At 65.2% G+C, this 19,062-nt stretch carries 16 protein-coding genes; 9 read left to right on the forward strand and 7 right to left on the reverse strand.

The features are described from left to right. The first annotated feature begins 35 nt into the window (after window positions 1–35). The gene (locus EC839_RS04905) at window positions 36–830 is read left to right on the forward strand and encodes an IclR family transcriptional regulator (RefSeq protein WP_218568239.1); all 795 of its coding nucleotides are present in this window, start codon (window positions 36–38) and stop codon (window positions 828–830) included. 113 nt (window positions 831–943) lie between these two features. Here EC839_RS04905 and EC839_RS04910 read toward each other — a convergent pair whose 3' ends face one another. Next, complete coding sequence (locus EC839_RS04910) at window positions 944–1,552, reverse strand: TetR/AcrR family transcriptional regulator (RefSeq protein ID WP_132832326.1); 609 nt, start codon at window positions 1,550–1,552, stop codon at window positions 944–946. A gap of 88 nt (window positions 1,553–1,640) precedes the next feature. Here EC839_RS04910 and EC839_RS04915 point away from each other — a divergent pair, with 88 nt between their 5' ends. The 3 genes from EC839_RS04915 (at window position 1,641) to EC839_RS04925 (ending at window position 3,788) form a co-directional block, all read left to right on the forward strand. Continuing rightward, a complete protein-coding gene (locus EC839_RS04915) occupies window positions 1,641–2,795 on the forward strand; it encodes an epoxide hydrolase family protein (protein WP_132832327.1) in 1,155 nt (384 codons plus the stop codon). 302 nt (window positions 2,796–3,097) lie between these two features. Continuing rightward, window positions 3,098–3,265, forward strand: coding sequence for a hypothetical protein (locus EC839_RS04920; protein WP_256680926.1), 168 nt, complete (start codon window positions 3,098–3,100; stop codon window positions 3,263–3,265). Window positions 3,266–3,371: 106 nt separating this feature from the next. Further along, the gene (locus EC839_RS04925; RefSeq protein ID WP_132832329.1) at window positions 3,372–3,788 is read left to right on the forward strand and encodes an NUDIX domain-containing protein; all 417 of its coding nucleotides are present in this window, start codon (window positions 3,372–3,374) and stop codon (window positions 3,786–3,788) included. An 87-nt stretch (window positions 3,789–3,875) separates the two neighbouring features. Here the strand turns inward: EC839_RS04925 and EC839_RS04930 are convergent, their stop codons facing one another. Continuing rightward, on the reverse strand, window positions 3,876–6,323 hold the full coding sequence (locus tag EC839_RS04930; protein ID WP_132832330.1) for a YbcC family protein: 2,448 nt from the start codon (window positions 6,321–6,323) through the stop codon (window positions 3,876–3,878). Then, the gene (locus EC839_RS04935) at window positions 6,320–7,843 is read right to left on the reverse strand and encodes an NADH-quinone oxidoreductase subunit L (protein WP_132832331.1); all 1,524 of its coding nucleotides are present in this window, start codon (window positions 7,841–7,843) and stop codon (window positions 6,320–6,322) included. The genes EC839_RS04930 and EC839_RS04935 overlap by 4 nt, the downstream gene beginning before the upstream one ends. Before the next feature lie 103 nt (window positions 7,844–7,946). Between EC839_RS04935 and EC839_RS04940 the strand changes: the two genes are divergently transcribed. Continuing rightward, the gene (locus EC839_RS04940) at window positions 7,947–8,837 is read left to right on the forward strand and encodes a LysR family transcriptional regulator (protein ID WP_132832332.1); all 891 of its coding nucleotides are present in this window, start codon (window positions 7,947–7,949) and stop codon (window positions 8,835–8,837) included. 77 nt (window positions 8,838–8,914) lie between these two features. On the opposite strand, the gene EC839_RS04945 is transcribed toward EC839_RS04940, so the two are convergent. Together EC839_RS04945 and EC839_RS04950 are read right to left on the reverse strand one after the other, a co-directional pair. Further along, complete coding sequence (locus EC839_RS04945) at window positions 8,915–9,784, reverse strand: NAD(P)-dependent oxidoreductase (RefSeq protein ID WP_132832333.1); 870 nt, start codon at window positions 9,782–9,784, stop codon at window positions 8,915–8,917. Window positions 9,785–9,799: 15 nt separating this feature from the next. Further along, window positions 9,800–10,420 carry an RraA family protein gene (locus EC839_RS04950; RefSeq protein ID WP_132832334.1) on the reverse strand — a complete coding sequence of 207 codons (621 nt, stop codon included), beginning with the start codon at window positions 10,418–10,420 and terminating at the stop codon, window positions 9,800–9,802. A gap of 97 nt (window positions 10,421–10,517) precedes the next feature. Here EC839_RS04950 and EC839_RS04955 point away from each other — a divergent pair, with 97 nt between their 5' ends. Next, window positions 10,518–11,417: a LysR family transcriptional regulator gene (locus EC839_RS04955; RefSeq protein ID WP_132832335.1), complete on the forward strand. Its 900-nt coding sequence runs from the start codon at window positions 10,518–10,520 to the stop codon at window positions 11,415–11,417. 75 nt (window positions 11,418–11,492) lie between these two features. Here EC839_RS04955 and EC839_RS04960 read toward each other — a convergent pair whose 3' ends face one another. Further along, the gene (locus EC839_RS04960; RefSeq protein WP_132832336.1) at window positions 11,493–12,866 is read right to left on the reverse strand and encodes an MFS transporter; all 1,374 of its coding nucleotides are present in this window, start codon (window positions 12,864–12,866) and stop codon (window positions 11,493–11,495) included. A gap of 358 nt (window positions 12,867–13,224) precedes the next feature. On the opposite strand from EC839_RS04960, the gene EC839_RS04965 reads away from it, so the two are divergent. The 3 genes from EC839_RS04965 to EC839_RS04975 all read left to right on the forward strand — a co-directional run bounded on the left by EC839_RS04965 (window position 13,225) and on the right by EC839_RS04975 (window position 18,158). Next, entirely contained in the window at window positions 13,225–15,240 is a 2,016-nt protein-coding gene (locus EC839_RS04965) for a U32 family peptidase (RefSeq protein ID WP_132832337.1), read from the forward strand. Between the two features lie 492 nt (window positions 15,241–15,732). Further along, complete coding sequence (locus tag EC839_RS04970; RefSeq protein WP_132832338.1) at window positions 15,733–16,878, forward strand: mechanosensitive ion channel family protein; 1,146 nt, start codon at window positions 15,733–15,735, stop codon at window positions 16,876–16,878. Between the two features lie 20 nt (window positions 16,879–16,898). After that, window positions 16,899–18,158, forward strand: a complete 1,260-nt coding sequence (locus tag EC839_RS04975) for a sodium:proton antiporter (RefSeq protein WP_132832339.1) — start codon at window positions 16,899–16,901, stop codon at window positions 18,156–18,158. Window positions 18,159–18,209: 51 nt separating this feature from the next. Here the strand turns inward: EC839_RS04975 and EC839_RS04980 are convergent, their stop codons facing one another. Then, window positions 18,210–18,956 carry a glutathione S-transferase N-terminal domain-containing protein gene (locus EC839_RS04980; protein ID WP_256680928.1) on the reverse strand — a complete coding sequence of 249 codons (747 nt, stop codon included), beginning with the start codon at window positions 18,954–18,956 and terminating at the stop codon, window positions 18,210–18,212. Between the last annotated feature and the right edge of the window lie 106 nt (window positions 18,957–19,062).

Consider the following 19,062-nt stretch of genomic DNA (forward strand, 5'->3'; position numbering starts at 1 on the left):
CCGATAATTCGCGCCCCCCAAGCAGGAGTCTCTCCATGAGTGATCCGCGACGTCCGCGCAAGGACCCCACCGCCTCTTCGCTTTACGTGCAATCCGTCGAGAAGGCGATGAAGGTCCTGACCGCGTTCGATGGCAGCAAACGCCATCTTTCGCTCTCGGAAATCGCCGGGCTCGCCGATATGGACATCAGCGCCGCCCAGCGCTTTACCCATACGCTCAGTACCCTTGGCTACCTCACGAAGGGCGCCGACAAGAAATACGAGCTGTCGCCCAGGCTGCTCGATTTCACCTTTCACTACCTGTCGTCCAGCGAACTGGTCAATCGAGCCGCGCCCTATCTGCAACAACTCAGCAGCGAGACGGAAGAAGCCACCAACCTGACCGTCATGGATGGGACCGACATCGTCTACGTCGTGCGTATCGTCAGCCGCCACGTTTTCAACGCCAACGTCATCGTCGGCAGTCGACTTCCCGCCTGGTGTACCGCACCCGGACTGGCGATTCTTTCCACCTATGCAGATGACGAGGTGGACGACATCCTCGATCGCAGCGAGCTGATCGCCTACACCCCGGCGACGGTCACCGATCGCGCCAAGGTCTGGGAAAACATCCGGCAGGCTCGCCAGCGGCGCTACGCCCACGTCGAAGACCAGTTCTTCTACGGCGACACCTCGACCGCGGCAGCCATCGTCGATGCGGCAGGCCGCGGGATAGGGGCAGTCAACGTCGCGGTGACCCGCGCACGCTGGAATGCCGAGCGCGACGAAAAGCGCATGGCGGACCTGCTCATTTCCACCGCGGCGGCAATATCGGCCAAGCGCAAGGGCTAGCGATAGATAGTTGCGGGCAAGCAGGCTCCAATGGCGTCAGACCGAAACGTCGCCTGACACCAACGCCTCAGGCGACTGCATGATCAGCGAGTGGTCGAGGTCGCCGGACACTCTCATCCGAGCAACAGGCAAATCGCCCGCTCGATCCGCTCCGCCGCCTGAGCCTGCAGTGCCCTGGGATCGTCGCCCAGCAGCGCCCGCAACTGATGCGGCGCGAAGACCAGATCGATGAACCCCTCGAGCAGGCGCTCGACGTCGTGCGGCCGGTCCGGGCCCGCTTCGATGGCCTGGCGCACCCGCAGGCGACCCGCCTCCCAGCCGATCCGGGTCGCCTCGGCCGCCACAGCTGGAAAGCGATCCGCCGTGGCGATCACCAGGCGCATCATCGCCAGGGTCTCCGGCCGCGAGGCGTGTTCCAGCATGTCCTGACCGGCCAGCCGCAGGCGCTCCGCGAGCGGAAGGCCGGAGGGCAAGGGCTCGATTTGCGGCAGGGTTCCCGAATGACGGCGGATCACCGCCTCGAACAGCTGATCCTTGTTGGCGAAGCGCGCATAGAGGCTGGCCTTGCCCGCTCCGGCCTGTCGCGCCACCGCCTCGCAGGAGGTCCCGGCAAAGCCCTGGGCGAGAAAAAGTTCGAAGGCGGCGTCCAGCAGGCGGCGATCGACATCGCCCGCCTCTTCGCGGCGCGGTCGTCCACCGCGGAGTCTGGTTGTCTCGTTCATGGGCGAACCTTAGGCGGATTGACAGAGGCTGTAAACTGAACGATAACGTTCAGTTATCTGAATTCGCGTTTTCGTCTCGAGGCCAGTCATGACAGCGTCCATCCAGCCTTTTCCCATCCACGTGCCGCAAACCCAGCTCGACGACCTGGCGGCACGACTCAGATTAACGCGCTGGCCCGATCGCGAGACGGTCCACGACGGCAGCCAGGGGCCACAGCTCGCGCGCCTGCAAGCATTGGTGGAGCGCTGGAGCGGCGGTTACGACTGGCGGGTGGCCGAGGCCCTGCTGAACGGTTGGGGCAGCAGCCGCACCGAGATCGACGGTCTGGGCATCCACTTCCTGCATGTGCGCTCCGCCGAACCCACGGCCACGCCGCTGCTGCTCACCCATGGCTGGCCGGGCTCGGTGCTGGAATTTCGCGAGGTCATAGGCCCGCTCACCGACCCGGTCGCCCATGGCGGAGATTCCACCGACGCCTTTCACCTGGTCATTCCCGCGCTGCCCGGCTTCGCCTTCTCGGACCAGCCGAGCGAAGCCGGCTGGGGAGTGGGCCGTACCGCGCTCGCCTGGATCGAACTCATGCGCCGACTCGGCTACGGCGATCACTGGCTGGCCCAGGGCGGCGACTGGGGCGCCGCGGTGACCACGGCCCTGGCGCACATGCGCCCGGCGGGCCTGGCCGGCGTGCACCTGAACATGGTGATGTTCCAGCCCACCGCGCAGGAGGTGGCCGAGGCCACGCCGGCCGAGCAGCGGATGCTCGCCGACGCCGCCCGCTATGAACGCCAATATTCGGGCTACATGAAGGTGCAGACGACCCGCCCGCAATCGGTAGGCTTCGCCCTGGCCGATTCGCCCGTAGGCCTGGCGGCCTGGATCTACGCCCTGTTCCAGGACGTCTCGGACAGCGCGGGCGAACCCGAGCGCGTCCTGGCGTTGGATCATCTGCTGGACGACATCATGCTCTACTGGCTGCCCAATGCCGGCGCCAGTTCGGCGCGCTTCTACTGGGAGGCCATGCGCGAGATGGCGAACGGCATGCCCAGCGCGCCACTGCCCCTGCCCGCGGGCGTCAGCATGTTCCCCGGCGAGCAGTTGCGGCTATCGCGCCGCTGGGCCGAGCGGCGCTTCGCCGATCTGCGGTTCTTTGGCGAGGCCGATCACGGCGGACACTTCGCGGCGATGGAGAATCCGCAGCAATTCGTCGCGGATCTGCGGGAGGCCTTTCGGATGCTGCGTTGAGAGCGTCCTACCCGAGGCAGTGCAGTAGCCTCCCGGCTCGAAGGCCCCGGGCCGCTTGGCCAGCGCGGTAGTTTGGCCCGGATCAAGGTGCTGGCGGGCGCCTAGCCGCTGGTAGGTTCACGTTGCCCAGGGCAGCGCTTTAACACTTGTTTACAAGCGTTCAGGAAGTTTTACACGCGGTCCTTTATCGATCGATACCCTTGACCCCCGGCGATCACTCACTGAATGCCGTTTTCGCGCAGAGGGTTACCGAGGTGAAGCACGTCCTGAAGAGCATCGGCGCTATCGCCATGATACTGGGCTTGGCAGCCGTCCTTCTGGGGTGGCTGATCGATCCCTCCCTCTCCCTGCAACGCGGCATCAAGTTCGCCTGCATAAGGCGCGAATTCCTGCAGACGGACCTCTTCCTCTGGGGCGCCCTGCTGTTCGCTGCCGGGTTCAATGGCTATGCGCTGCACACCGACCTTTGACGGTCGCCGCAGGGTCAATGACCAGGCGTAGCCAGGAGCGCCGACGATTGCCTTTTCGCTCGCTTCACTGCAGGGTGATCCGCCTACGCTGACCGGGACGCCTACCTTGACCCCTACCCTCCACATCGCCGCCGCCATCCTCCTGAACGAACGTCGGCAGGTGCTGCTGGTGCGCAAGGGTGGCACCACCGCCTTCATGCAGCCGGGCGGCAAGGTGGATCCGGGGGAACAACCTTTGGAAGCCTTGATCCGCGAATTGCGGGAAGAACTCGGTCTGGTCATCACCGCGGAGGCTGCGACCTTTCTCGGCAATCATCAGGCGCCCGCCGCCAACGAACCCGGCTTCCGGGTCGATTGCGCGCTGTATCAGGTGACCCTGCGCGCGGGAGACCAGGCGGTGCCTGCCGCCGAGATAGCAGAGGCTATGTGGATGGCAATGGACGAACCCGGCGATTTGCCGCTGGCGCCCCTGACCCGCGACGTGATCCTTCCGCTGCTGAAGCGGCAACTGCTGATCCCTTAGCAACCCGCCTCGATCCCTTGCCCACCGCTTTCAGCCTTGCCATGCCGTGCCGCCTCGAGCAGCAGGCGGCTCTGGCGCCGGCATGCCTCAGACCTCGGGCAGCGGCTGCCACCCGCCGGCCGTGCGCAGCTCGACGCAGGCCGGCATGCCATCCAGACGCAGCAGGTGCAGCCAGCCGTTGCGCACCAGATCGCGCACCACGGCGTGGGTGGCGATCACCTGATCGATCATGGCGCGCGGCGCCTCGATCACCACGTGCAGGCGCAGCGGACGATGCATCCACTGCTGACCGTCATGCAGTGACTGGCGCGCCAGACCGATACGCAAGTCGCCACCGTTGCCTTCGAAGACGCCGATATGGCCGCCCACCACGTTGTGCAGCAGCTTGTTGCCGCTGCCGAAGCGCAGGTTGTCGGTGGTCGAGGTGAAGTACTGCAGGTTGATCCAGTGCGCCACCACCATGGGCGCCGTCATGATCAGCTCCAGCACCTTGCCCCCCGCGTCCTGCCGCCAGTCGTAATCGTGCAGGAAGGCGCGGCCCTCCAGGTTCACCGCGCGGGTACGCGCACGCGGCGCGGCGATGAAGGCGGCATTCCCGGCGAGGCCCCATTCCGGCCGGGTCTGCGCCCAGTCCCGAGCGCGCCGGCGCAACTGCCCTAGCAGCTTTTTCGGCTGATCCTGCAGCGGTGCCAGGCCCAATGTGCTGGCCCGCTGCTGCCGTACCTGGGCGCTGGCGCTGTCCAGCGCCAGCCGCAAACGCTGCCAGCTGGGCTGAAGCTCTGCAGGAAGCGCCTCGTGACCGAAGACCTGCACCTCATCCGTCATGGTGTTGTGTAGCCCGGCCAGCACCTGGCAGTGCGGCGGCAGGTCGAGGCCGCGCACCCGCAGCCCGTCGCGCACCTCGGGCTCGTTGAGCAGGCCGGCTAGCAGCCGCGCATTGATCTCGCCGCTCTGACCACAGCAGGCGCCGCAGTCCAGTCCTGCTGCCTGAGGATTGTTGGCGCTCTGACTGCCATGACCGAGCAGCACCAGCAGGGGCGGTACTGGCCCGCTCAGGCCCATGGCCTTGAGGATACGCTCGGCCAGGTCGACCTGCTGCAGTCGCGACATGGCCGGCAGCCGGGGTTGCAGCCGCTGCCATTCGTGGCTCCGCCAGGCGCTGAGGTCTGGCGAAGGCGCGCCGCTGGTAAGGCCATAGGTGCGACCCAGCAACGCGCCTGCGTAACCCAGCCCGACGCTTTCCACCAAGGTGAAGCTCGAGGCCGGCAGCCGCTCGAACAGCCGCCAGCGGCCCTGCCGTGCCAGACGCGCCTGACGCACCTGTGCCAGGCGCCGATCCTGCGTGGCATCGCCACTGCCCTCACTGACCTGCAGCTGCGGCGCGAGCAGGCCCGGCAACTGCGGTCGCGTGGCGCGGGTGCCCAGCGGCGTATAGGCGATGGGCAAGCCGAAGAAGCCGGCGAAACCGCCGGTTTCCAGTGTCGGGCAGGTCTGCTCCAGAGCGCGCCTGAGAGGCTCGGAGCGTACGTCGATACAGAAGAACAGCTTGGCCAGCGGCGCTGCGGGCAGGGCCGCGGGTACGCTCTGGCACAGCGCTCGCTGCAGGTTCTCCTGCCAGGCCAGTTCATCGGCGCGCTGCCACAGCTGCAGGGCCTGCCAATTGGCCGAGGGCGCCCGCTGCAAACCCTCCTGCCAGGCCACACGCCAGCTGTGCCAGCGGCTATCGGTATCGCGCCGCCGATCATCCACCAGCCACTCCCACGCCGCGCGGATGGCCAGCAACTCCAGCAGCGTCTGGTCGTCCGCTCCCTGCAACCGAGCCTGCCAGCGCCGATAGGCGCACCAGGAGGCCCAGCCCAGGTTGCGCAACAGCAGGCAATCGAACCAGGCGGCCCACTCTTCCACCGGCAGGCCCAGATGCTCGACCGCCGCTTCCAGGGCCGCCTCGGGTTGCGCCGGCAACGCCGCCATCCGCCGAGGCAGGTCGTGACAGCCACTGAGTACGCTCAGGCCCCGGTCGGCCAGCAAGCTAGCGCGCCAGGTGTGGTACAGCCCGGCGCTATCCGCAGGACGCCAATCGGCCTGTTCGTGGTCGAACCAGGCCGCGCAACTCTGGCCGATCTGGTGGGTGATCAGCGCCGGCCAGCCCGGGAGCGGGATCCCAGGCTCGGCCAGGTCTTCCAGCAGCGGCAACCCCTGGCCAACCTCGGCGGGGGCGTCCAGCGCCTCCAGGAGCCGGACCGGCTTGCAGGACTCTCCCTGCTCGGCGAGGGCCCGCCGCAGATGGCGCTCGGCGATGCGACCGTCTTGCCAGGCCCGGCGATAGTCGGCGGCGTCCAGCGTCAGGCGACTGCCGGCTCGTTGCCAGAGTTGCGTGGCCACGGTCTGCCAGGCCTGATCGCGCCGCTCCCACAGCGGGCTGACGGCGATCATGCGATCCAGCGGCCAGGTCGGCGCGATGCGCGCACAGGCCTGGCGCGCGGCCTCGTGCAAGGCCTTGTGCTTGAAGCTGGGAAGGGGTTCGAAGGCAGTCATGCGCGGTCTCCAAGGGTTGCGTTCAGGGGCTGGGGCGCACGCGCCGGCCAGAGGCGGAAGGTCAGGCGGGTGAAGCGCTCGTCCAGGTAGAAGCCGGCAAAGGCCAGGGGATAGAGACGTTGAGCCAAGGCGCCGCGCGGTCGCGCCAGTAGCAGGCCCTGTACCAGGTAAAGACCGACCAGCATGACCATGGCTACCAAGGCCAGCGGTAGCGGCGCCGTGGCGAGGTGCTGGTCGAGAATCCAGCCGGCCGCCTGATGCCACAGCAGGTAAACGCCCAGCAGCACGCCGAACATGAGCAGTCCATAGGCCGGCTGGTCGCGGCGCAGGCACCAGGGCGCCAGGCCGATCGCCAGCAGCGTCAGGGCCACCAGGGGCAGCTCATGACTGGGCAGCAGCCAACTCCAGAGGCCTTGCAACAAGAGCAGCGCCAGCGCCGCTACCAGTAGCGCACGCAGCAGACCGCCCAGGTCGAGCGCGGGTGCTGGCTGCAGGGCATGCTGGCGAGCATGGGCCACCGTCTCGCCGGCGGCGAGGAAGGCATGGGCCTTGTACAGCGAGTGCGCCAGCAGATGCACCACCGCCAGTTCGTACAGCCCCAGACCGCATTCCAGCAGCATCAGGCCCATCTGCGCGCAGGTCGACCAGGCCAGGCGGACCTTGATGCTGATCCGCGTCATCATCACCAGCGCGGCCAGGACCGCGGTCAGGCCGCCGACCAGCACCAGCAGGCTCTGCGCCGGCACCGCGGCGGAAAACAGCGGAGCGAAGCGCAGCAGCACGAAACCGCCCAGGTTGACCACCCCGGCATGCAGCAAGGCCGAGACCGGCGTGGGGGCCTCCATCACCTGGATCAGCCAGCCATGCACCGGCAATTGCGCCGACTTGAGGATCACCGTCAGCGCCAGCAGCAGCGCCGCGCCCTGCCATTCCCAGCCGAGCGACCCTCCCGCCTGCACCTGGGCCTGCACGGCAGCGAGGATCAGCGAGATCTGGCTGCTACCGCCGGCCCGTACCAGCAACAGGGTCGCCAGCAGCAGACTGACATCGGCCAGGCGGCTGGCGAGGAATTTCTTGTGGGCTGCGACCACGGCCTGGGGACGCTCGCGGTAGAAGGTCAGCAGCGGGTGCAGGCACAGGCTGGACAGGATCCAGGCCCCTGCCACCAGCAGGAGATTGCCGCTGGTAACGACTGTAGCCACCGCCGCCAGGGTGCCCAGCAGCGCGAGCACGTAGCGCCGCTGCCCTGCCTCCCCTTCCAGATAGCGCCGGGAATACTCGATGATCACCAGCGCCAGCAGGCTGACCAGTCCGGCCATCGCCAGGCCCAGGCGGTCGTGATGTGGGGTGGCGAAGAGCACCTGTAGCCAGGCCGCCAGAACCAGGAAAACACCCAGATAACCCGCGATTCGAGCCGGTACCCAAAGTCGGCCAGGTGATGCGAGAGAGGCCACAGGCAACAGTGCCAGGACATAGACCCAGGGCAACAGGGGAGCCAGGGAAAACAGCGGGCTAGACATCGTGCACACTCCATGAACACCAGATACCCATAGTGTCCGGATGTGTGCGAATTATTTAAAATAGATTGATCAGAACCTAACGTTCACTTTTGAAGAACGAAGCATGCGCCGACTCAATTTTCATCACCTGCACTACTTCTGGGCCGTAGCCAAGGAAGGCAACCTCACCCGCGCCGCCGAGGCGCTGCATGTCTCCCAGTCCGCCCTCTCCACCCAGATCCGGGTACTGGAAGATCAGCTCGGCCATCCCCTGTTCCTCCGCTCCGGACGCAGTCTGCGGCTGACCGAAGCCGGGCAGCTGGTACTGGACTACGCCGAAACCATCTTCGCCCTGGGCAGCGAGTTGCAGGACACCCTGCAGAACACCCAGGAAGCCAATCAGACGCTGCGCATCGGCTCAGTGGCGACCCTCTCGCGCAACTTCCAGGAGAACCTGCTGCGCCCCTTCCTTGGCCGTGAGGACCTGGTGCTGACCCTCGAATCCGGGGGCGTGGACGAACTGCTGGAGCGCCTGGCGCTGCACAAGCTGGACGTGGTGCTGACCAACCAGGCGGTGAGCGCCGACAGCCAGCGCACCTGGCAATGCCGCCTGCTCCATCGCCAGCCGGTGTGCCTGATCGGCCCGCCGCGCCAGGACAGTCGCCCCTTCGATCTCCACCGCGACCTGCAACAGGCCCGCCTGATCGTGCCCGGTCGCAGCAGCGACGTGCGCAGCCAGTTCGACGTCTATTGCAGCGGCCAGGGGCTGACGCCCCATATCTGCGCCGAGGTCGACGACATGGCCCTGCTGCGCCTGCTCGCCCGCGACTCCGGCGACATGGCCCTGCTGCCCGCCGTGGTGGTCCAGGACGAACTGCGCAGCGGCGCCCTGCAGCTCTACGCCGAGGTGCCCGAGATCACCGAGCGCTTCTATGCGGTGACCCTGCAGCGGCAGTTCAGGCTGAGCATTCTGGAGGAGTTGTTGGGGCAGCCGGCGGTGCCGGAAGCCGTCTGACGGCCAGAGGCGCTTTGACCCCGGTCAATGAGCTCGCCGAGCGGTGACATGCGCTCGGCGTCACATCGAGTGCTCTGCTATTTCACCACGCCATTGGCCTTGAACAGCCAATCGAAGGCCTGGCCAAGACTCGGCGATGCCGTGTCGATAGGCGCGCGTGCGAGCTGCGCGGCTGTCCGTGCAAACACTTCCCTGACCCCGGGCAGCACCGCCACCGGCAGCTCGGCAGCCCGCAGTTGGCGTTCGGCCTCTTCCACTTCCTTGAGACGGCGCGAGGCATGAACGACATGCGTTCTGATAAGGGCGCCGAGAAAGTCTCTGAGCGAAGTCTGGTCGATATCGCTCAGAGCATCGTGGAGCTTTTCCGTGACGCCCTGCTTCTCGGCCGCCATGAAGCACTCGATGGTCAGGGCTTCCAGTCCCTTGGTGAACACGCTGCGCAGGATCTTCAGGGCGGCTGCATCGCCCGCGGCGCCTCCCTCGACCGGCTTGAGCGGTGCGCCGGCTTCCGCGAAGAGGACGACCGCGCGCTCCAGGCCAATGCCGGCGCCCAGCAGATTGGTTTTCGCGTGCGTCAAGGCGATGGCCCCCAGGATGGCCACGTCCACATAGGGAATGGAGCGCTCGGCCGCGATGGCCGCGGCTCGTCTGATCTGCTCCGGATCCGCGGTGGTCATGTCGATGAACAGCACACCCGCCGGCATAAGGGCGAGCGCCTGCTCGGCGACTGGCAGCGAGACAGTGCCGAATACGCAGGAGACGACGACGTCGCACTCGGCTACCCCATCCTCCATCGAGGTGACGAGAGCCACGTCATGCTCTTTCGCGAAGGCCTGGGCTCTGGGTGACGGCTTGAGGTCGCACAAGAGGATCTTGTGGCCTGCTGCCGCCCAGGGGTGCGCGTAGGTAAGGCCAACTTCGCCTGCGCCGATAATCGCTAGTTTCATTTGCGTGTTCCGTAATCAGTGGGCCGCGTAGGCGCCCCGGTAGGTTCCAGCGGCAATCTGCGCGAGCATCTCCGCTTCCTTGCGCTCGGTCGCCAGGCAACGGTCGAGCAGCGCCGCCGCCTGGGCCAGGGGAAAGGCGACGATACCGTCATGGTCACCCACGACGAGGTCTCCTGGTGACACGATCATGTCGCCAATGCTCACCGGCACGTTGATCTCCCCCGGGCCGTTCTTGTAAGGGCCACGGTGGTAGCCCCCGCGAGCAAAGATGGGGAAGCTGCCCTTGCTGATCGTCGCCAGGTCGCGAATCGCCCCATCGACAACGACTCCTGCGGCACCGCGTTTTTCCGCGATAGCCGCCATGATGTCGCCCATCAGGGCGCGACTCAGGTCGCCACCACCATCGACCACCAGCACCTGGCCGGGGACGAGGAGCTCCAGCGCCTGGTGGATCGCCCGGTTGTCGCCAGCGGGTACTTTGACGGTGAGCGCAAGGCCGGCCATGGTGCCTTCGATCCGGTGGAAGGGCCGCAGCGGAGCGCCGGGAAGCCGGTCGAGACAGTCGCTGATGATCGAGGTGGAGGTGCGGGCAAAGGCTTCGACTAGCGCGGTCGGACTGGAAGCGTTGACGTTCATGGGGGCTCCTCTTGTTGGATAACGTCGAGGATAGGCCGGTGGCCAAATAGAAAAAGCGATATTAAGGTATGGCCATTCATGCCCTGGAGGAATACCAATGGTCACGTTACGCCAGTTGCTGGCGCTGCACTGGATCGAACGTTTGGGTACGTTCGAAAGGGCCGCCGAGCATCTCAACACCACCCAATCAGCCATCTCGAAACGGGTGCAGGAGCTGGAGTCCTCCACCGGTCTGCAGCTGTTCGATCGCTCGCAGCGGGGTGCGCGCTTCACCGCCGAGGGCGAGGAGCTGCTGGTCATTGCGCGCGAGATGCTCGATCTGAACGAGCGCATCACCTCGCTCAAGGACGGCAAGCACGTCACCACCCGCCGTTTGCGACTGGGCGTTACCGAACTTACCGCCTGGACCTGGCTACCGCGCCTGGTCACACGACTGGTCGCGGACTTCCCCGGGCTGACCGTGGAACCCGAGGTCGACATGAGTCGCAACCTGCACGAGCGGCTGATGGACGATCTGGTCGACCTCATCGTGATCCCGGACACCTTCACCGCCCCCGAGGTCACCAGCGTGCCCCTGGCGACCGTGGAGAATGCCTGGATGGCCGCGCCGGGACTGGTGCGGAATTCAGGCGTGGTGAGCCTGGCCGAGCTGGCCAGGTATCCCATGCTGATGCAGGGCAAGAAGTCAGGATCCGGCCTGTTCGTGAACCGCTGGCTGCATGCCCGCGGAATAGAGCTGCCGAGGATCCTCTCCTCTGACAGCCTTACCGCCATGCTCGGCCTGGCCTCGGCGGGCCTGGGCGTTACCTATCTGCCGCGCGAGTGTTTCCGCCCGCTGGTGGACGAAGGCAAGCTCGTCATCGTCGAGACCGATCCCGAGCTGCCACCTGTTCCCTACATGGCGATGTACCGCAACGACCGGCCCTCGACCTTCGTCGCCGAGATCGCCACGCTGGCGACGCAATTCTGCGACTTCACAAAACAGTTGCAGCGTTAGTCAGGGACCGCTGCATCGCCCCGCGCGTAACTTTCGCGGGGCAATGGTCAAGACCTTGCCGGGCCACTCGACCCGCTAGGCACCCGACTCGCTGAAAGGCGCGGTAGCCGGCTCGGAAATGGTCAGCACGAAGGCCAGCGCGGCCAGGGAGCAGACGCCGAGAAAGATGAACACCGCCGTCCAGCTGTAGCTGTCCAGCAGGAAACCGGTGATCAGCGGCGCCATGGCGCCCCCCGCCTGGCCCGCGCTGTTGACCACGGATGCCGCCACCGGATAGGTCGTTCTGGTCGTCAGTCCCATCGAATAGACCGAGAACGACGAGTAGCCGATATTGAGCAGAAAGCCGGTACCGAACAGCAACAGACCGACCGCGAGCAACCCCTTGGGCGCGTAAACCAGCGCGACCATCATCACGCAGGTCGCTACCGCGCTGATCATCATGGTCGGTTTGCGACGGCGGTCCAGGATTCGATCCGACAGCCAGCCGCCGACGATATTGCCAAGCACCCCGCCAACGAAGGGCAAGGACGCCACGAAGCCGACCTGCATCAGTTCGAAGTGCTTCACCTCACCCAGGTACTTGGGGAGCCAGGCCAGGAGCACGTTCACCACACCGGTCATGAGCAGGTAGCCCAGCCCACAGCCCCAAATGTTCCAGGACCTGAACACGGAGCGGGACGTATCCAGGACGGGGGTGCGCTCATAGCGCAGCGCGCGGTCGAGCCTGCCGAAATCCCGGTGCTTACGGACCGACTCGCTGTGCGCGGTCGTCTGGTCTTCGATGTGCTCGGCTTCGGCGTCACTGACCTGCTTGCAGGCTCTCGGATCATTGGGGACGAGCCACCACCACAGCAAGGCGAGCAGCACGCCTGGCAGGGCGAAGGCGATGAACATGGTGCGCCAGCCATCGAGCAGAATTAGCGCTGCCCCCAATGGCGGTGCTATCACCGCGCCCATCTTGGCGGCGGACAGGAAGGCTCCGGTAGCCGTGCCCTTTTCCCGCGGCGGAAACCAGCGGTTGATGGTGCTCAGCATCGACAGGGGCAAGGCAGCTTCTGCGACGCCCAGCGCCGAGCGATAGATCTTGAGCATGCCGATGCTGTGGGAGGTGCCGATCAGCAGCGTCACCAGCGACGTCAGCCCTATCGCTGCGGGAGCGACCACGCGTACGCTGACCTTGCTCAGCAGAAAGCCTGCCGGTATCTGACCCAGCGAGTAGAACAGGAAGAAGGCACTGACCAGCAGACCCACCTCGGCATTGGTCGCGCCGAACTCCTTCTGGATATAGGGCAAGGCGATGCCGATATTGGCCCGATCGGCTGCAGCGAGCATGTACACGACCACGATGACCGCCAGTACCACCCAGCGATAGCGGGTCCTGGACCGCGTCTGTAGCGCTGACCGTTCCGCTACTGCCGGCGCCGGCTTTGAAGCCAGGGATTCGGTCATGAGTCCTCCGATTTTTATGTTTATTAAAGGTGACGGAGGTTTTACGACGACCCATTAATGGAAAAAAGCGATAAAGAGGCACAGGTATTCATTCCCCCTGGGAATGAGCAGCGCCCGCACTCGGCGGGATAGCGATGCTTGAGCCCTTGGCAGCCAGCTTGCGGGTGGCGATCGCTGCACTCCCTGGGCAGGAACAGGGGGTGGAAACACGGATAACTGTCAATCAGCCGGCAGGGCTGTGAATCCTGCCCCGGTTGATGGACTGGCCCAACCACCCAGCACCCCAGGCGTGCCCTCCACCCCCTCGCCCGCTACAATGCGCGCCTTGCCGTGCCACGCCTGATCGAGAAGAACCGCCATGTCCCTGCCCAAGCACCATCTGGAATTGCTCAGCCCTGCCCGCGATGTCGGTATCGCTCGGGAGGCCATCCTGCATGGGGCCGACGCCATCTACATCGGCGGGCCGAGCTTTGGTGCGCGGCACAATGCCTGCAACGAGGTCAGCGAGATCGCCGAGCTGGTGGAATTCGCTCGCCGCTACCATGCGCGGGTGTTCACCACCCTCAACACCATCCTGCATGACGACGAGCTGGAACCGGCGCGTAAGTTGATTCATCAGCTGTACGACGCGGGTGTGGATGCGCTGATCGTGCAGGACCTGGGCGTGCTGGAACTGGACATCCCGCCGATCGAGCTGCATGCCAGCACCCAGACCGACATCCGCACCCTGGCGCGGGCCAAGTTTCTCGACCAGGCCGGCTTCTCCCAGCTGGTGCTGGCGCGCGAGCTGAATCTGCAGGAGATTTCGGCCATCGCCGCCGAGACCGACGCGGCCATCGAATTCTTCATCCATGGCGCCCTGTGCGTGGCCTTCTCCGGCCAGTGCAACATCTCCCATGCCCAGACCGGTCGCAGCGCCAACCGCGGCGACTGCTCCCAGGCCTGTCGCCTGCCCTACACCCTGAAGGATGACCAGGGTCGGGTGGTAGCCTTCGAGAAGCACCTGCTGTCGATGAAGGACAACAACCAGAGCGCCAACCTGCGTGCCTTGGTCGAGGCCGGCGTGCGCTCCTTCAAGATCGAGGGGCGCTACAAGGACATGGGCTACGTGAAGAACATCACCGCCTACTACCGCCAATTGCTCGACGAGATCCTCGAAGACCGCACCGACCTGGCCCGCGCCTCCAGCGGGCGTACCGCGCATTTCTTCGTGCCGGATCCGGACAAGACCTTTCACCGCGGCAGCACCGACTACTTCGTTACCGACCGCAAGGTGGACATCGGCGCCTTCGACTCGCCGACCTTTACCGGTCTGCCGGTGGGTCAGGTGGAAAAGGTCGGCAAGCGCGACTTCATCGCCGTGACCGAGGAACCGCTGTCCAATGGCGACGGCCTCAATGTGCTGGTCAAGCGCGAGGTGGTGGGCTTTCGCGCCAACGTCGCCGAGCTGAAGGGTGAATTCGAAGAAGACGGGGCGAAGCGCTATCGCTATCGTGTCGAACCCAACGAGATGCCCGAGGGGCTGTTCCGTCTGCGCCCGAATCATCCGCTGTCGCGCAACCTGGACCACAACTGGCAGCAGGCCCTGCTCAAGACCAGCGCCGAGCGCCGCATCGGCGTGCGCTGGCAGGCCGAGCTGCGCGAGCAGCGGCTACAGCTGACCGTCACCAGCGAGGAAGGCGTCAGTGTCTTCGTTGCCCTGGACGGCCCCTTCGGCGTGGCCAACAAGCCGGAGCAGGCGCTGGAGGGCCTGCGCGATCTGCTGACCCAGCTGGGCACCACCGAATACCACGCCTTGGACGTGACCCTGGACGCGCCCCAGGCCTTCTTCGTGCCCAATTCGCAACTCAAGGCACTGCGCCGCGAAGCCATCGAACAGCTGACCGCCGCGCGCATCGCCGTCCATCCGCGCGGCCGCCGCAAGCCCGAGACCAGCCCGCCGCCGGTGTACCCCGAGTCGCACCTGTCGTTTCTCTACAACGTCTACAACCAGAAGGCCCGCGACTTCTACCATCGCCATGGCGTGCAGCTGATCGACGCCGCCTACGAAGCTCACGAAGAGCCCGGCGAGGTGCCGGTGATGATCACCAAGCACTGCCTGCGCTTCTCCTTCAACCTCTGTCCCAAGCAGGCCAAGGGCGTCACCGGCGTGCGCACCAAGGTCGCGCCCATGCAACTGGTCCACGGCGACGAGGTGCTGACCCTGAAGTTCGACTGCAAGCCCTGCGAGATGCACGTGGTGGGCAAGATGAAGGGCCACATCCTCGACCTGCCGCTGCCCGGCAGCCAGGCCGCGGCCAAGGCGCTCGCCAGCATCAGCCCGGAAGACCTGCTCAAGACCATCCGCAACAAGCCGACCGGCTACAGTCACTGAGCCCAGGAGGGCTCCCGGGATCGATCTGGTCTGGCGTCTCGCAGGCCAGGTGATCGCCTTGGGAGCCTGCCGGCCATGGCTCTGCCGGTCCTCTGGCGAAGCCGCCGTTTCCTGCCCTCCTGAGCGCGACCGCCGCTCTACCCTCCTGGCTACTCATCGCCTCCCGCATGCCCCATCGAGCATGGAGTGAGCCGACTTTTTATCGCTCTGCCGCTCATGCCGTAACATCCGTTCCAGAGGTGCTCGCAGTTGACAGCCGCTCCATCAGCAGAAGCTGAAGCTCGCCCGACCGTGAAAAAAAGTGCACGGCATCGCCTCAACGGACTCAAACCTGGCTGATGCCATCCGTGGGTTCCTGGCTGAACGGCCGAGCTCGCGAACGGTGTCCACTGTTCCAGGTGACCAAGCGCGCACTGGGATAAAACGAGTCGCGACCGCGCCTGAGCGGCCGAGTCGTGGCGATTTCAGAACCGGCTAGAAGACCTCTGCTTTATGGATCTCGGATTTTTCAACTTCCTGCTCACGACCAAGTTGCTCGGCATCTCGCTGGCCAACTGGTCCGTCATGCTGGGCGTCATCGTGCTCAGCTTCACCCTCGCCCGCACCGTCATCGGCTTCGTCCAGAGAAACCTGCGGACCCGCGCGGAAAGGCCGGGCGCACACGTCAGCCATATCGCCATCCAGGTGCTGTCGAGCACCAGCAACACCCTACTGCTGCTGGCCGCCATCCTGATCGGCGTGGGGATACTGGACTTGCCCGAGCGCTGGCTGACACGGGTCAGCAGCCTCTGGTTCGTGGTCGCGGCCCTGCAGGTCGGGCTGTGGGCCAACCGGGCGGTGGCCCTGGCGGTGCACCATTACTTCGTCAAGCACAGCCAGGCCGACGTCTATCAGGGCAGCGCCCTGGCCACCCTGTCGCTGTGGGGCGCCAAGGTGCTGCTCTGGGCCGTGGTCGGCCTGGCGATGCTGTCCAATCTCGGCGTCAACATCACCGCCTTCGTCGCCAGCCTTGGCGTGGGTGGCATCGCCATCGCCCTGGCCGTGCAGAACATCCTCGGTGACGTATTCGCCTCCCTGTCCATCGCGGTCGACAAACCCTTCGAGGTGGGCGACTTCATCGTCGTCGGTTCGCTGGCGGGCACCGTCGAACACGTGGGCCTGAAGACCACCCGGATCAGAAGCCTGGGTGGCGAGCAGATCGTCATGGCGAATGCCGAGATGATCGGCAGCACCATCCAGAACTACAAGAAGCTGCAGGAGCGCCGCATCGTCTTCAAGTTCGGTCTGACCTACGCCTGCCAACCAAGCCAGGTCAAGCAGGTCACCTCCGCCTTGAAGGAGATCATTCAACGGCAGGAAAAGACCCGCTTCGATCGCGCGCATCTCCTGGCCTTCGGCGCCAATTCGCTGGACTTCGAGGTCGTCTACATCGTGCTGGATCCTAGCTACAACATCTACATGGACATCCAGCAGGCGATCAATATCGAGATGATGGAGGCCTTCGCCCAGATCGGCGTCCGGTTCGCGCTGGCCAGCAGAAGTCTCTATGTCGAATCCCTTCCCAGCGATTTCCTCGCGGAAAAAGGACGGCGGGAAGAGGCGCAGCCGGTTGCCTGGACCCAACCCGGAATCCAGTAGCACGATATCGGAGCAGGCTAATGCTGGAATTGGCAGCGATCATTCTCTTCATCACCGCGGGGCTGGCATTCCTGAACCGCCGCTATGTCGGGCTCCCATCGGCCATCGGGGTGATGGCCATCGCCCTGGCCCTCTCCCTCGCCTGCATCGGGCTGGACTGGCTGGGCTATCCGCTGGTACGCGACTACGAGCAGAACCTGCTGAGCTCCATCGACTTCTCCGAGCTGCTGATGCAGGGGATGCTGTCGGTGCTGCTGTTTGCGGGCGCCCTGCATATCGATCTGAGCGAGCTCAGAGCCTTTCGCTGGCAGGTGTCCCTGCTGGCGGTGGTGGGTACGACGATTTCAACGCTGGTAGTGGGCTTTGCGCTGTTCTATCTGCTGTCCTTCACCCACGTCTCGCTGTCCCTGATCCACTGTCTGATCTTCGGCGCTCTGATCTCCCCCACGGATCCCATCGCCGTCATGGGCATCCTCAAGACCGCTGGCGCACCCAAGAACACCGAGCTGGTCATCGCCGGGGAGTCCCTGTTCAACGACGGCGTGGGTGTGGTGCTGTTCTCTGTGCTGCTGGCGACGCTGGTCAACGATGAGCCCATCACCCTGACCAGTACCCTGGAAATCTTCGCTCATGAAGCGGGCGGTGGCATTCTGCTGGGGCTGATCGCGGGTTACCTAGCCTTCGTCATGCTGCGCAGCATCGACAGCTATCCGGAAGAGATCCTCATCACCCTGGCCACCGTACTGGGCGGCTATACCCTGGCCAATCACCTGGGCGTATCCGGTCCGCTGGCGATGGTGGTCGCCGGCTTGATCATCGGCAACCATGGCCGGGCGCTGGCGATGTCGGATACCACACGCAAACGGATCGACGCCTTCTGGGAGGCCCTGGACGAAATTCTCAACGCCGTGCTGTTCGTACTAATCGGCCTGGAAATCATCCTCATCGATCTCGCTCCCCCCTTGCTGCTGGGTGGCATCCTGGTAGCGGTCCTGACCCTGCTTGCACGCCTGGTCACGGTAGGTCTTCCGGTGAGACTGCTAGGCAGGAAATTCCGCCTGGTGCCCGGCTCCTGGCGGATCCTGACCTGGGGCGGCCTGCGCGGTGGCATCTCGGTCGCACTGGCATTGTCCCTGCCGATCGGTGCGGAACGGGATGTCATCCTGACGCTGACCTACGTGGTGGTGATCTGCTCGATCCTGGGCCAGGGCCTGACCATTGGCAAGGTTGCCCGCACGGTGTGCAATCCCGCGAGCCACCCCCCGCAGGATCGGCATTGATCGAGGGTCTACGCCTGAGCCAGCGCAACATCCGCTGGCGATTGGCGGCCCTTAGGTAGCCTGGTCGTCGTAGGCCTGGCGTACCCGTTCGCACCAGAGAGTGATGGGATCGTCCGGCGCCAGGAGCGGCTGGGCGCTGACGACATGGGCCCATTGAAAGGCACCGAACACGATATGGTCGACGTAGGCTGGAGCGTCACCGGCCAGATAAGACTGCTGGGTCAAGGTACTGCGCAGGGGCTTCACCACCTGGAGAAAAGCCTGCAGCGACGCGTCCCGTTGAACCGCGAGCTCGTCCAGGGACACACCGAACGCCGCCTCGCGGGTCCTCTTGAAATAGTCCTTGTCGGCTTCATCCAGCACCGCATGGACGTCGGGGAGGATCACCCGCGCCAGCGCCGGATGCACACTTTCGGCCACCCACTGATTGACGAAGCGGGTCACCGCGGTGAGCGAGGCATCACCCAACAGCGACGGCCGCTCGGGGTATTGCCGATCCAGATACTCGGCGATGGCCCAGCTGTCGCTCACCCACTGGTCGCCATCCACCAGCACCGGCACCTTGCCTTGCCCGGAAGCGGCGATGGCCTCCTTCTCGTGAAAGCGCCAGGCAACGGTCTCGACTGGCAGACCCTTGTGCGCCAGGGCCAGCCGTATGCGCCAGCAATAGGGGCTGAAGCGGCAGTTGTCGTCGGCACCGGTCAATTCGTACAGGCGTAGAGGATGGATCATCGGGGGTTCCTTCTCGTTGTTCATCTGGCCATCCAAAACAGCAGCTGTCACGGATGGCGGGATCATGCTCATGCTCCTGGTCTGCCGCCGGCATGGCTCAAGGTCGGCTACAGTGGCGGCTGACCACGCCTTGCTAAGACCACGCCTCGACCGCAAGTGCCCGCTTATCCAA

Origin of the sequence: Pseudomonas sp. JUb52 (assembly GCF_004341115.1) — a bacterium.
GTDB classification, from domain to species: domain Bacteria; phylum Pseudomonadota; class Gammaproteobacteria; order Pseudomonadales; family Pseudomonadaceae; genus Chryseomonas; species Chryseomonas oryzihabitans.

Excerpts from the sequence above, each read along its gene's own strand:
- EC839_RS04905 (WP_218568239.1), top strand. The coding sequence starts at position 36 with ATGAGTGATCCGCGACGTCCGCGCAAGGACCCCACCGCCTCTTCGCTT.
- EC839_RS04910 (WP_132832326.1), bottom strand. The coding sequence starts at position 1,552 with ATGAACGAGACAACCAGACTCCGCGGTGGACGACCGCGCCGCGAAGAG.
- EC839_RS04915 (WP_132832327.1), top strand. The coding sequence starts at position 1,641 with ATGACAGCGTCCATCCAGCCTTTTCCCATCCACGTGCCGCAAACCCAG.
- EC839_RS04930 (WP_132832330.1), bottom strand. The coding sequence starts at position 6,323 with ATGACTGCCTTCGAACCCCTTCCCAGCTTCAAGCACAAGGCCTTGCAC.
- EC839_RS04935 (WP_132832331.1), bottom strand. The coding sequence starts at position 7,843 with ATGTCTAGCCCGCTGTTTTCCCTGGCTCCCCTGTTGCCCTGGGTCTAT.
- EC839_RS04940 (WP_132832332.1), top strand. The coding sequence starts at position 7,947 with ATGCGCCGACTCAATTTTCATCACCTGCACTACTTCTGGGCCGTAGCC.
- EC839_RS04945 (WP_132832333.1), bottom strand. The coding sequence starts at position 9,784 with ATGAAACTAGCGATTATCGGCGCAGGCGAAGTTGGCCTTACCTACGCG.
- EC839_RS04950 (WP_132832334.1), bottom strand. The coding sequence starts at position 10,420 with ATGAACGTCAACGCTTCCAGTCCGACCGCGCTAGTCGAAGCCTTTGCC.
- EC839_RS04955 (WP_132832335.1), top strand. The coding sequence starts at position 10,518 with ATGGTCACGTTACGCCAGTTGCTGGCGCTGCACTGGATCGAACGTTTG.
- EC839_RS04960 (WP_132832336.1), bottom strand. The coding sequence starts at position 12,866 with ATGACCGAATCCCTGGCTTCAAAGCCGGCGCCGGCAGTAGCGGAACGG.
- EC839_RS04965 (WP_132832337.1), top strand. The coding sequence starts at position 13,225 with ATGTCCCTGCCCAAGCACCATCTGGAATTGCTCAGCCCTGCCCGCGAT.
- EC839_RS04970 (WP_132832338.1), top strand. The coding sequence starts at position 15,733 with ATGGATCTCGGATTTTTCAACTTCCTGCTCACGACCAAGTTGCTCGGC.
- EC839_RS04975 (WP_132832339.1), top strand. The coding sequence starts at position 16,899 with ATGCTGGAATTGGCAGCGATCATTCTCTTCATCACCGCGGGGCTGGCA.
- EC839_RS04980 (WP_256680928.1), bottom strand. The coding sequence starts at position 18,956 with ATGATCCCGCCATCCGTGACAGCTGCTGTTTTGGATGGCCAGATGAAC.